General features: G+C 64.2%; 12 protein-coding genes. 5 read left to right on the top strand and 7 right to left on the bottom strand.

All coding sequences use genetic code 11. The annotated features are described in order from the left end of the window. Window positions 1-169: 169 nt before the first annotated feature. The 3 genes from BRAD3257_RS22260 to BRAD3257_RS22245 all read right to left on the bottom strand — a co-directional run bounded on the left by BRAD3257_RS22260 (window position 170) and on the right by BRAD3257_RS22245 (window position 5,140). Window positions 170-1,519, bottom strand: a complete 1,350-nt coding sequence (locus BRAD3257_RS22260) for an IS701 family transposase (RefSeq protein ID WP_122400733.1) — start codon at window positions 1,517-1,519, stop codon at window positions 170-172. Window positions 1,520-1,580: 61 nt separating this feature from the next. Further along, window positions 1,581-3,086, bottom strand: coding sequence for a replicative DNA helicase (locus BRAD3257_RS22255; protein ID WP_122403589.1), 1,506 nt, complete (start codon window positions 3,084-3,086; stop codon window positions 1,581-1,583). A gap of 803 nt (window positions 3,087-3,889) precedes the next feature. Continuing rightward, on the bottom strand, window positions 3,890-5,140 hold the full coding sequence (locus BRAD3257_RS22245) for a cyclopropane fatty acid synthase (protein ID WP_162500309.1): 1,251 nt from the start codon (window positions 5,138-5,140) through the stop codon (window positions 3,890-3,892). Between the two features lie 278 nt (window positions 5,141-5,418). Here BRAD3257_RS22245 and BRAD3257_RS22240 point away from each other — a divergent pair, with 278 nt between their 5' ends. From BRAD3257_RS22240 to BRAD3257_RS22230, 3 genes are all read left to right on the top strand, one after another. After that, window positions 5,419-6,375 (top strand): prolipoprotein diacylglyceryl transferase, encoded by a 957-nt coding sequence (locus BRAD3257_RS22240; protein WP_162500308.1) that lies wholly within the window; start codon window positions 5,419-5,421, stop codon window positions 6,373-6,375. Between the two features lie 107 nt (window positions 6,376-6,482). Then, entirely contained in the window at window positions 6,483-7,079 is a 597-nt protein-coding gene (locus tag BRAD3257_RS22235; protein WP_122403585.1) for a TetR/AcrR family transcriptional regulator, read from the top strand. A gap of 14 nt (window positions 7,080-7,093) precedes the next feature. Continuing rightward, window positions 7,094-7,561 carry a PaaI family thioesterase gene (locus BRAD3257_RS22230; RefSeq protein WP_122403584.1) on the top strand — a complete coding sequence of 156 codons (468 nt, stop codon included), beginning with the start codon at window positions 7,094-7,096 and terminating at the stop codon, window positions 7,559-7,561. Between the two features lie 120 nt (window positions 7,562-7,681). Here the strand turns inward: BRAD3257_RS22230 and rplI are convergent, their stop codons facing one another. The 4 genes from rplI to rpsF all read right to left on the bottom strand — a co-directional run bounded on the left by rplI (window position 7,682) and on the right by rpsF (window position 10,134). Then, entirely contained in the window at window positions 7,682-8,281 is a 600-nt protein-coding gene (rplI, locus tag BRAD3257_RS22225; protein ID WP_122403583.1) for a 50S ribosomal protein L9, read from the bottom strand. A gap of 47 nt (window positions 8,282-8,328) precedes the next feature. Continuing rightward, window positions 8,329-9,291 (bottom strand): DUF2232 domain-containing protein, encoded by a 963-nt coding sequence (locus tag BRAD3257_RS22220; protein ID WP_122403582.1) that lies wholly within the window; start codon window positions 9,289-9,291, stop codon window positions 8,329-8,331. A 130-nt stretch (window positions 9,292-9,421) separates the two neighbouring features. Continuing rightward, entirely contained in the window at window positions 9,422-9,661 is a 240-nt protein-coding gene (gene rpsR, locus BRAD3257_RS22215) for a 30S ribosomal protein S18 (protein WP_007592020.1), read from the bottom strand. 5 nt (window positions 9,662-9,666) lie between these two features. Beyond that, the gene (rpsF, locus tag BRAD3257_RS22210; protein ID WP_024338128.1) at window positions 9,667-10,134 is read right to left on the bottom strand and encodes a 30S ribosomal protein S6; all 468 of its coding nucleotides are present in this window, start codon (window positions 10,132-10,134) and stop codon (window positions 9,667-9,669) included. Between the two features lie 344 nt (window positions 10,135-10,478). On the opposite strand from rpsF, the gene BRAD3257_RS22205 reads away from it, so the two are divergent. Both BRAD3257_RS22205 and BRAD3257_RS22200 read left to right on the top strand, forming a co-directional pair. Next, window positions 10,479-11,183 (top strand): TetR/AcrR family transcriptional regulator C-terminal domain-containing protein, encoded by a 705-nt coding sequence (locus tag BRAD3257_RS22205; protein ID WP_122403581.1) that lies wholly within the window; start codon window positions 10,479-10,481, stop codon window positions 11,181-11,183. A gap of 3 nt (window positions 11,184-11,186) precedes the next feature. Next, on the top strand, window positions 11,187-12,212 hold the full coding sequence (locus tag BRAD3257_RS22200) for a fatty acid desaturase family protein (RefSeq protein WP_122403580.1): 1,026 nt from the start codon (window positions 11,187-11,189) through the stop codon (window positions 12,210-12,212). Window positions 12,213-12,330 lie beyond the last annotated feature (118 nt).

The following is a 12,330-nucleotide window of genomic DNA, read 5'->3' as shown; positions in this document are numbered from 1 at the left end:
TCTTAGAACAGACATCTTGCGCCCCGCCACCATGTCGCCTTTGGGTCAAAACCGGTAATGCTATGACCAAGCAGAATTTTTCCGCTTTGCTCTCAAAATCGGACATCGGTGAGTTTATGAGTACACGCCCTAGCACTACTTTGGCAGATTGTGTTTTCGCCGCTGTTTTTCACGGATTTGCCTTCGGCAATATGGGCAATGCTGAGACGGCGGCCGAAGGATGAGATCGACGATGGCGTGACGTACGGCTGGCATGGTTGGCTGAGGCGGAGGCCCGTAGATTCTTTTTTTTCCGCCCCGCGTGTGCGAGGCGACGATGTTGCAGGAAGGCGTAGGCAATCATTGTCATCAGGGCGTGGCGATGAAGACCTTGCCATGATCGCCCTTCGAAGTGATCAAGTCCAAGTTCCTCCTTCAACTGCTGATGCGCCTGCTCACAAATCCACCGTGCCTTGATGGTGGCGGCCAGCGTGCGCAGATCCGTCGCCGCCGGAAGATTGGCCAGATAGTATTTCTTCTCCCCGGACGCACGTTGCTCGCCAATGAGCCAGGCTTCGTCGCCCGGGAGATGCTGCTGACCTTTATCCCATATCCGCTGCGGAGGGCCGTCGGCGGTCCGGACACGGACCGCAGCAAATTGGGCTTTAAGCCGACCTTTCGTCCCGCTACGCCAACTCACGGTTTTCCATTTGGCGCCGGCCAGCATTTGCTCGGCCGCAATTGATAAGATATCGGGCACGTGGTGCTTTCGTGGTTTGCCGCGGGCTTTGGTAATCGGCCAAATGAGCTTCACATCGACCGGATACACTTTCAGGTGCCGCGGGATTCCGACAGCCCAGACCAGCCCGCGCTCTGTTAGCCCTTGTCGAAACGGTGCGCTGAGGCCGTATCCTGCATCCGCCAGCACATATCCAAAGCGCACGTTGGCTGCTATCGCGCGGTCAATCTCGGCCAAAGCAATCTCCGGCTTGGACCGTGGCGTTCGATGTTCGACTGGCACGCGAGCGCGCTTCAAACGAGATTCGTCGCTTGTCCAACTGTCAGGCAGAAAGAGACGTAACGCGACCATCACGGGTACTTCGCCGCGCGCAAGCGTCAAAGACACCAGTGTTTGGCAATTTGCCGTTTTACCGAGAGCCGAGGCGTATTGAGCCGCAACACCGACCGAGCGCTCACCCTTCTTGGGAAGTGAGGTGTCATCAATAACCAGCACCGCATCCCTGCCGCCGACAAGTCGGTCCGCCTGGTTGAGCAACTCTGTCTCCAGCGGCGTCGCGTCCCAGACACCGTCCGCAATGAAATGGTGCAACTGGTCGTAGGTGCTGGTGGCAAGGCGTTCCGCCATCGGCTGAACGCTCTTACGATCGCCGGGACCGATCAATCCCGCAACATACAGAGGACACATCCGCTGCCGGGTCTTATGACCCAGTCGGTCCAAGAACGGCATCAGCCAGCGTTCGAGTTCGTCTTCCCATCCCGGCATGGTCAGCCCTCCAAGAGCCGACCACCCATGAATCATTGAAAAATTGATTCGGGAATCCTATAAAACGCGCCAAAATCAACAATCTGCCAAAGTAGTGCTAGTAGTCGCTGCGGTCCGGCAGCTGGCCGTCATGCGCGAGGTCGCCGAAGCGCGTGACCGAGGAATCGAAGTGCAGTTCGACCGTGCCGGTCGGACCGTGGCGCTGCTTGCCGATGATGACTTCGGCGCGGCCGACGGTGCGTTCCATGTCGGCCTGCCATTTGGCGTGCTCCTCGGTGCCGGGACGCGGCTCCTTCATGGCGAGGTAATATTCCTCGCGGAACACGAACAGCACGACGTCGGCGTCCTGCTCGATCGAGCCGGATTCGCGCAGGTCCGAGAGCTGCGGCCGCTTGTCATCGCGCGATTCCACCTGACGCGAGAGCTGCGACAGCGCGATCACGGGAACGTTGAGCTCCTTGGCCAGCGCTTTCAGGCTGGTGGTGATCTCCGTGATTTCCTGCACGCGGCTGTCGCTGGCGCGCTTGCCCGAGCCTGAGAGCAGCTGGATGTAGTCGATCACCAGCAGATCGAGGCCCTTCTGGCGCTTGAGGCGACGCGCGCGCGCCATCAGCTGCGCGATCGACAGACCGCCGGTGGCGTCGACATAGAACGGCAGCGACTGCAGTTCGATCGAGACCTGGCGGATCTTCTCGAAATCGGCTTCCGAGATGCCGCCGCGGCGGATGTGGGAGGAGGGGATGCCGGTGCGCTCGGCGACGATACGCGTGGCGAGCTGGTCGGCCGACATTTCGCAGGAGAAGAAGCCGATCACGCCGCCATTGGCGGCCTTCATGGTGCCGTCGGCCTGCAGTTCGGGCACGTAGGCCTGGGCGACGTTGTAGGCGATGTTGGTCGCCAGCGACGTCTTGCCCATGCCGGGACGTCCCGCGACGATGATGAGGTCGGAAGGCTGCAGCCCGCCCATCTTGGTGTCGAGGTCGCGCAGGCCCGTCGAGATGCCCGACAGCTTGCCGTCGCGCTGGAACGCCTTTGCGGCGAGATCGACCGCAACCGTCAGCGCCTGCGAGAATTTCTGAAAGCCGCCGTCATAGCGGCCGGATTCGGCGAGCTCGTAGAGGCGGCGCTCGGCGTCCTCGATCTGTGCGCGCGGCGCGAAGTCGACCGGCGCGTCATAGGCGACATTGACCATGTCCTCGCCGATGCCGATCAGGTCGCGCCGCAGCGACAGGTCGTAGATGGTGCGGCCGTAGTCTTGGGCGTTGATGATGGTGGTGGCTTCGGCCGCAAGCCGCGCCAGATACTGACCGATGGTCATGCCGCCGACATCGGTGTCGGCGGGCAGGAAGGTCTTCAGCGTGACGGGTGTCGCGATCTTGCCCATCCGGATCAGGCTGCCGGCGGTCTCGAAGATGGTCTGGTGCAGCGGCTCGAAGAAATGCTTCGCCTCCAGGAAGTCGGAGACGCGGTAGAAGGCGTCGTTGTTGACCAGGATCGCGCCCAGGAGGCTCTGTTCCGCCTCGATGTTGTGCGGCGCGCTCCGATAGGCGGGAGTTCCGGCATCGGGCGCGAGTTTGAGAACGTTCGAATCAGTCAGGGCCATGGTCGGACGTGCTTAGCAATTTTCTTGGGCGGATGCGGGGCCGGGATAAAGCGCCGCCTCAAGCCAAAGCGGAAGCAAAAGCTGGCCGCTATCAACCGCTCAGTTAAAATGGTGGATGATTGGCAGCTGCGGCACGCGCCGCGCTTGACGAGATTTTCGCGGAACCGGTGCGCGCTGGAAGCGGCCGCGCGGTCGCGCCGTGGAAAAATCCTGGACCCCATGAACCTGTCGGCTGGCGCGCAGACCTATCGAGGAGCGCGCGAAATTGACGCGCGCCGGCCGGCTTCGGCTCGGGTTCAGACCAACAGGAGGTAGACCAGCGCAACCAGGGCCGCCCCGACGCCGGTGACGATCAGGGCGTAATCGGTGCGGAGGTCGTCCTGCACGTCGAATGAGGTTTGGCTCTTTTTGCTCATGGCGGCGGTCTAAGCCAGCCCCGACCAGACTTATGTGAAGCAGATCACATCTCCCCGGATTCTTTCGGGGCTAATGCCGGAACTGGACGGCGGATCGGAGATTGTCCCATTTCCCCGCCAACAGGGACACGAGGCGAGCGATGCGGCCAGAACAGCGGCACCAGAATTGGCGAAGCGAGGCAGGCAGCCGGCTTTGGCTGTCCGGGTTGATCGCGGCCATGAAGCAGGCTGAACGCCCTGACGTGCGTCGCCAGCCGGTCGCACCCGAGGTCCTGCTGGAATTGCGGGCGCAACTGGCTTTAACCGCCTCTTTCCGCACAGCTCGGATTTCGACCCTGCGCCACTAGGACCTCTGACCAGGGACTTGGTCCAATAGGGGACTTGGCCCTATTCACCAGCCAGCTTCAGCCGGGGCTTGCTCGCGCCTTCACGCGCCCGCAGCCGGGCTTCCTCCCGCGGGATGTAGTCGCGGATCATCGGCACCACGCCCTGGCGACGGGTGAGCTGGATCTGGAAGTTCATCATGGCTTGCTTGCGGAACGTCATCTCGCAGGCCGCCAGATAGAATTCCCACATCAGGGCGAAGCGCTCGTCGTAGAGCTGCACGGCCTCCTCGCGCCGCGCCATGAAGCGCTCCCGCCACGCCTTCAACGTCTCGGCATAGTGCAGGCGCAAGATCTCGATGTCGCAGACCAAGAGGCCGGCGCGCTCGATCGCCGGCAGCACCTCCGATAGGGCGGGGATGTAGCCGCCGGGGAAGATGTATTTCGCGATCCAGGGATTGGTCGAATCCGGGCCCTGCGAACGGCCGATCGAATGCAGCAGCATGATGCCGTCCTCGCTCAGCAGTTCGGCGCAGCGCTGGAAGTAGGCCTCGTAGAACCTTGCCCCGACATGTTCGAACATGCCGACCGAAACGATCCGGTCGAACTTACCATCAATGTCGCGGTAATCCTGGAGCAGGAATCTGGCCGAGGCCGTCAGGCCCTTTTCGGCTGAGCGCGCGTTGGCGACCTGCAACTGCTCGGTCGATAGCGTGACACCGGTGACATCGGCGCCGGCGATCTCTGCGAGATAGAGCCCTAGGCCGCCCCAGCCGGAGCCGATGTCGAGCACCCGCTGGCCGTCCTTGATGAGAAGCTTCGCCGCAATGTGCCGCTTCTTGGCAAGCTGCGCGTCGTCCAGCGGCATCTCAGCCGTTTCGAAATAGGCGCAGCTATATTGCTTGTCGGCATCGAGAAAGAGCGAATAGAGCCGGCCGTCGAGATCGTAATGGTGCGCCACATTGCTACGGGCGCGCGAGCGCGGATTGAACTGCTTCAAGTGTCGGGTCAGGTAGCGCAGGTGCCACCACGGTTTTGCCCACTGCGGCAATAGGTCGGGTTGATCGAGCAGGATCGCGAGGGCATCAGCTATGGTGCCGCGTTCGACCACGAACTCGCCGTTCATATAGGCCTCGCCAAGCCCCAGTTCGGGATTGATGAGGATCTTCCGCTCCGCGTCCGCCGTGACGAAGCGCACCGCGACCGGCTCACCAGAGCCGTCGCCGACGGTAAACTTCGATCCGCTTGCGCTGGTCACCGTCATCGACCCGCGGCGGATGAATTGAGACAGGAATCTGCGCAACAAACGGTCCATCGGCACTTCCTCTCGAGCGAACCCGAAAGATGCGACTAACCCGGCCTTCACATCTGACGCCCAGGCGCCGCAGCGGTTCCTATGCGTTTGCATCTAAATGTAGCGAGGCGGTTCCAGCCGCGCTATTGCACTGTGCTCAAAGCCGATATTCAAAAACCGCTTAATCACATCCTTGCGCGTGAGCCTGCTTCCATTCGCGGCTCAATCGGTTAAAAGGTCACCCGCCGCCGCGCCGGATGCCGGCTGCATTCGCGTTAAATTCAACGGAGACAATGGGAATGTCGAGCCGAGCGCTCAGCCTCGCGACGGTGACGGTGTTGCTTCTGATCTGCTTCGGTGTAGCCGATTCCGTTCTTGCGCAGGCGACGAACCTCGAGGCCGGCAAGACCCCGTCCCAGCTTTTCGCGCAGACCTGCAATGCCTGCCACAAGAGCCCGCGCGGACTTTTGAAATCCGTGGCGCCGGGCTCGCTGCCGGGATTCCTGCGCCAGCACTACACCACGAGCTCGGACATGGCGGGCATCCTCGCCTCATATCTGGTCTCGAACGGTGCCACCGATACCCGCTACCAGGCCAAGGACGGCAAGAAGGACGGCGCCAAGGAGAAGGAAGCGAGCACCGCTCCGGGCCAGTCGCCCGAGCATCACGGCCGCCGCCAGCGCTCGCAAGAGGCCGCCAGGCCCGAGGGCGAGGGCACCGCTCCGGCCACCGAGGGCGCGCGTCAGAAGCGTGCTGCGCGGCCCGGCGAGGACGGCGCGAAGCCGGAGGGACAGGCGGCGCCCGAGCCACGCAAAGGCAAGCGGCGCGCTAAGCCCGGGACTGAGGAAGCCCCGAAGGTCGATGCTGCCGCCCCGGCTATCGAAGACAAGAGCGAGCCAAAGGCCGAGACCGTCAGGCCCGACAGCGCCAAGGCCGAGCCCGATGGCGGCAAGGCATCCGAGAAGCCCGTCGAGACCAAGCCTGATAGCGCGAAGGTCGAGCCGCGCGAGGCTCCGGCACTACCACCCGACCCCGTCCCGCAAGCGACGCCGGCTGCAGCTGCCGACGCAAAGCCTGCCGAGCCGGCGGCGCCCAAGCCGGCGGAAGAGGCTGTTTCCAAGCCCGCCGCGCCTGCGGCCAGCTCCGAACGCGCGGCCAAATCGCAGCAGGAGCAGGCATCGCCCGCCGCCGCTGCAGCCGCGCCCCCTGCGCCAGCCGAGTCATCCGGTCCGCCGGCACCGCCGATCTCGCGCTAAGCCGCCACTTCTTTTGACCGACATGCGGAGGCCGCCTTCATCGCGGCCTCCGCGTCGTATTGACCGGCAGTAGAGTAACACTCTAGAGTGATGCTCTCGGAGGCATGATGGCGAACAGCGTGCGCGACGATCTGCTGGCAGCCGGGCTGATGGTGTTCGACCGTGTCGGCTTCGAAGCCGCGACGGTCGCCGCGATCCGCGCCCGGGCGCGCGCCTCCAATGGCAGCTTCTTTCACGTCTTCGGCTCGAAGAAGGAGCTCGCCGGCGCGCTGTTTCTGGAGGTTTTGCGGCACTATCACGCCGCGGTGCTGGCCGCGCTTGATCCCGTCCCCGACGCGGAGCAGGGCATCGATCGTCTGATCCGGGCGCACCTCGACTGGGTCGTCACCAGCCGGCGCGAGGCGCGCTACCTGTTCGAGATCTCGCGCAGCGAATGGGGCGAGGACGTGCGCGACGCCCAGCGCGCACAGAATGCGCGGCTTGCCGAAGGCATTGAACGCTGGCGCGCGCCTCTGGTTGCAAGCGGCGAACTTCTGCCCATGACGCCGGTGATGTTCGTCAGCCAGCTGATCGGTCCGGCGCAGATCTTCTGCCGCGCCTACCTGTCGGGGCGCGACCGCACCGATCCGCGAATTGAGGCCGACACGCTGATCGCCTGCGCCAATCGTGCGCTGAGGCCATGCGACCGCATCAACAAGCAATGAGGAGAGACGACTGCATGCGAGTCGACGCTGATCCGGAATTCGCGCCAATTGCCGAGCGCATCCACACCAATGTCGGCCGGCAGGGTTTTATGAACCTGGTCGGCGCCGAGCTCTCGGAATTGTCGCGCGGCACCTGCACCATCGCGGTGGAGCGGCGGCCGGAGCTCTTGCAGCAGCACGGCTTCTTCCACGGCGGCGTCACCGCCTTCCTGGTCGACAATGCCACGACGATCGCAGCCGCCAGCTCGCGCGGTCAGCCGGCGCTGACGGCCGAATACAAGCTCAACCTATTGTCGCCTGCGGTCGGCGAGAAGCTGATCTGCCGCGCCAGAGTGATCAAGCCGGGCCGGCAGGTCTCGGTGGTCGCCGCCGATGTGTTCTGCGTCAGTGATGGTGTGGAGAAGCATACGGCAACCGCGCTCGCCTCGATCGCGATGTTGAGCGAGGATGTTGCCGGCAAAGCGAAAAGCCCGGCCGCCTGAGGCGACCGGGCTGATCCAACCCTCCATTGTCATTGCCGGGCTTGACCCGGCAATCCATCCTTCAACAAGAGGCCTGATGATGGATGCGCGGGGCGCGCCCACGCATGACGTGTTGTACTCTTACTTCTCTTCCGCAGCCGGCGCCGGCACGACGTCTTCGTGCTGGGCTTCCGGATCGAAGAATTCGCCTGCGGCGGCGATCGCCTCGGCGGCCGCATCGCGATCCTCGTTGCGGGTCGAGATGTCCTCGCCGCGATTGATGCGCTCGGCTTCGTCCTGGCTGCGCGCGACCGTTACGGTGATCTCGACCTCGACCTCGGGGTGAACCGCAACGGTGACCGTGTGCTTGCCGATGACCTTGATCGGTGCGTCGAGCTGCACCTGCGGGCGGTCGAGATGGACGCCGTCGGTCTCGAAGGCGAGGACGAGGTCGCGCACCGTGACCGAGCCGAATAGCTGGCCGGCTTCGGAGGCCTGGCGGATCACGATGATGTTCTTGCCCTCGATCTTCTCGGCGACCTTGGACGCTTCGCCCTTGGCCTTGAGGTTGCGAGCCTCGAGCTCGGCCTTCATGCCGTCATACTTGGCCCGGTTGTCGGCGGTGGCGCGGAGCGCCTTGCCGCGCTTGAGCAGGAAATTGCGGGCATAGCCGTCGCGAACCTTCACGACTTCGCCCATCTGGCCGAGCTTGTTGACGCGTTCCAGCAAAATGACTTCCATATTCGTTCTCCTTTTGAAGTGTTCTGCAAGTTTCAGTTTCGGGTGACTTAAGGGGTTGGCAGTGGTGGCGGCTGCCGGCTGCGCAGGAAGCGCTCGCGGAAGCCGAACACGGCATCCGCAAGGCCGAGGATCACCATCGCGATCACGGGCCATCCGAACACGACGACGACGGCGTAGGTCGAGCCGAGCCAGAACGTGCGGCTCTTCAGCGCGAGCGTGAGCGTATGCAGCACGGCGAAACCGGTCAGCGCATAGCCCATCATCAACGCGGCCGTGGCGATCTGCGCGACGATGGCGAGCAGCCCGCCAGTAAAGCAGAGGGCGAGGGCGATACAGAGCGCCACCAGTGTCATCGGCGGCAGCTCGGCCGTCATCAGATCCGGCCAGGGACGGCGCAGCCGACCTGACGTCGCGGTCACCTTGGCGCTGAGCCAGAGATTGAGAGTCAGGGTCATCATCGCGATGATGGTGGCGGCGGCTGGCGCGATGTGCACCAGCGCGTCGACGAACTGGCTGGCTTCGCCCGAGGTTTGCGGGTCGGCGGCGCGGAGCAGGCGCATCAGGCCGCGCCGCAGCGTGCCGGTGATGGTTTCGGCGTCGGTCCCGAGCGTGAGCAGAGCGGCGATCGTGGTCAGCACGGCGAAGCCTGCGATCCAGAGCAGGATACGGCCGACCGGGTACCACTCGATCTCCGGCTCGGCGGCGTCCGGCGCGACACCAGCCACCTGGCGGCCGAGCAGGACGAGATGGCCGAGCCACCAGGCCGGCAACGCGACGGTGACGGCGAAGGCGATACAGTAGGGCAGGCCGAACAGGGCGCCGAGCCCGATCGCGGCGGCAATGCCGCCGAGGCTGGCGCAAAGCGGTCCCCAGCCGATCGCGGCGACCATCAGCGGCAGCGGTGCGAGATAGAACAGGACGAGCGAGATCAGTGCGCCCGAGATGATCGAGGCGAACATCAGGGCCGACGCGGCGCCGGCGATCAGGGCTATCAGCACAAATGGCATCATCAGCTGTCCCGCTCCCTTCGAGCGGTTAGAGGCATCGTTTGCCCCAACCATCGGCGACCGGACGACCCGGAAGCCTTATGAGTTCTAGAAGTCGCGACCGGCGGCCTGGCCGCCGGTCGAAGTGGTCGTATCAGCGAATGACGTAGGGCAACAGGCCCAGGAAGCGCGCACGCTTGATGGCGCGGGCGAGCTCACGCTGCTTCTTCGCGGACACCGCGGTGATGCGGCTCGGCACGATCTTGCCGCGCTCGGAGACGTAACGCATCAGCAGCTTGGAGTCCTTGTAGTCGATCTTCGGAGCATTGGCGCCCGTGAACGGGCAGCTCTTGCGACGACGGAAAAACGGGCGGCGTGCACCAGCTTCAGCCATGATTCTTACTCCCCATCCGTGGTTTCAGCTTCGTCACGCGGGCGGCGCGGGCCGCGATCGCCGCGGAACCCCCCCTCACGGTCGCCACGGAAGCCGCCTTCGCGCTCACCGCGGAAGCCGCCGCCACGATCGTCACGCTCGCGGTCGCGATCGGCCTTGCGCATCATCGCGGACGGGCCTTCCTCGAGCTCCTCGACGCGGACGCTGAGATAGCGGATCACGTCCTCGCTGATGCGCTCCTGGCGCTCGATCTCGGCGATCGCCGCGGACGGCGCATCGATGTTGAGCAGCACGAAGTGCGCCTTGCGGTTCTTGTTCATGCGGTAGGTGAGGGAGCGCACGCCCCAATTCTCGGTCTTGGTGACCTTGCCGCCGAGACCTTCGACGATGCCGGTCATCTGCGCAGTCAGCTCTTCGACCTGCTGCGGGCTCGCGTCCTGACGCGCGAGAAAAACATGCTCGTAAAGAGGCATGGACGTCCTTTCCTCATGTTGGCGCATCGCCCGGCGTCAAACCCTTAAGAGACCTTCGGAAAGGACTCTGGGATCAAGCTCAGAAGGCGGAAACACGGGACGACGGGCCGACTGGCCCTGCCACACCAAAATCACGAATGATTTGCTGAGACCGTCCGTTCAGCTCCCGGCCGGGGTCTGCGGATGCGCGCCTTATACGGATTTTGGCCGGCTTTGCAAGGTTGGCGGGACATTTTCGATCCGGATCGTCCCGTCGCGGCGAGGTCAGGCCCATCCTCCCATACCACATCCGGCTTGATCTATTTGTTTGTATGTCATACAAATAAGTCAACGAAGAGGATCCCATGGCGGAAACGTCGGCCTTTGCACCGCTCGAGGCGGCAGGCGATCCCAAGCACGCTGCGCGCGCGACGCGGTCGGCCGGCCGCAAGATGCGGTCGTTGCTCTTGGATGCTGCGAGCCCGCTGTTTCGGGAGCGCGGGCTGTCCGGCACGTCGATCACCGACATCGCAGCCGCCGCGGACGCGTTCCCGAGCCAGATTACCTATTACTTCCGCACCAAGGAGGCGCTGTTCGTCGAATGCGCCTGCCGCGATCTCTTGTACCTGGCGCGCGCCACCGAGCAGGCGGCGCTGAAGGCGCGCACGCCCCGGGAATACACCCACGCGCTGGCCGCGACCGTGACGGCGGGCGATTCGGTCGCCTTCTTCGCCGAAGCGCTGGCATTGACGCGTCGCCGCCAGGATCTCGCACCGCTGGTCGAGCGTACCATCGAGCGCCTGCACAGCGAAGGCGCGCGCGCCTATGCGGGCCAGGTCGAGCGGCACGGCTGGCGCTCGCTGCGCGCGCCCGACGAAAGCTCGCGGCGCTTCTGGGCCGTCGCCATCGGCGTCATTCTCGAAGGCTACGCGATGGGCCGTTCGCCCGAGGAGCTCTGCGCCGAGATGCTGCGCGTGCTGGGCGAGCAGGCGAAATCCACGGGCGACGCAGGGCGCCTGCGTCTCGTCGAGGAGCGCAACGCATCCAGCAATTCGAATGGAGAGGGTTAGGCCATGACCGCGCTTCGCATGCGTGCCCGCGATTTCCTGACCGATGATCAATTGGCCGAGGTGCGCCAGCGCGCGACGTGGAAAGGCGCTGCGCTGATCGCGCACGCCTGGGCGCTGATCATCGGTGCCGTCGCATTGGTCGCATGGTGGCCGAATCCGGTGACCTACGTTCTCGCCGTCGCCATCATCGGCTCGCGCCAGCTTGGCCTTGCGATCCTGATGCATGACGGCGCCCATGGCTGCCTGTCCGCCGACGAGAGAACCAACCTGACCTTGAGCCAGTGGTTCTGCGCCTATCCGCTGTTTGCGGAGACGCGCAGCTACCGGCGCTATCACCTTCAGCATCATGCGCGCACCCAGCAGGAGGACGATCCCGATCTCGTGCTGTCGGCGCCGTTTCCGATCACCAAGTTGAGCTACCGCCGCAAGTTCATTCGCGATATCACCGGGCAGACCGGCTATCAGCAGCGCAAGGCGCAGTTGCTCAACGCGCTCGGGCCAAAGGACTGGTCATGGCGGCAGCGTGCGGCGCATTTCTGGCAGATGCTTGGCCCGCAATGTGCGGTCAACGCGATCATGTTTGCGGCGCTCGCTGGGGCCGGTGTGTGGTGGGCCTATCCGCTGCTCTGGCTGGTGCCGCTGCTGACCTGGATGATGGTCATCACCCGCATCCGCAACATCGCCGAGCACGCCGTCGTTCCTGATAGCAATGACCCTTTGCGCAACACCCGCACCACGCATGCCAATTTTCTCGAGCGCCTGTTCATCGCGCCGTACTACGTGAATTACCACCTTGAGCATCATCTCTTGTTCTATGTGCCCTGTTACAATCTGCCGAAGGTGCATCGTCTGCTGAGCGCGAGCCGGTACGCCGGCCGGATGGAAGTGCAGCCGAATTACGCGGCGGTGCTGCGGCTGGCGACGGCAAGGCCGAACCGCGAGGATCGGCCGGGGCAACTTGTCAACAGTGCGCGCCGCGCGCGGGCCGGGGCGGAGGTCGATGCCAACCAGACTGCCGGCGGGTTCTAAGGGCCATTCCCCGTTGAATGCTGGCCCCAGTTCCCGTCTCGGCTTGACAGTGCGGCCCCGGACGGTGTCTACGGCGCCCTTTGGAGCATGATCCGGAACCATGGCCCAAGGCCGTGCG

Source organism: Bradyrhizobium vignae (assembly GCF_900324035.1).
Classification (GTDB): Bacteria; Pseudomonadota; Alphaproteobacteria; order Rhizobiales; family Xanthobacteraceae; genus Bradyrhizobium; species Bradyrhizobium vignae.
This window is presented reverse-complemented; position numbering and strand designations above follow the sequence as displayed.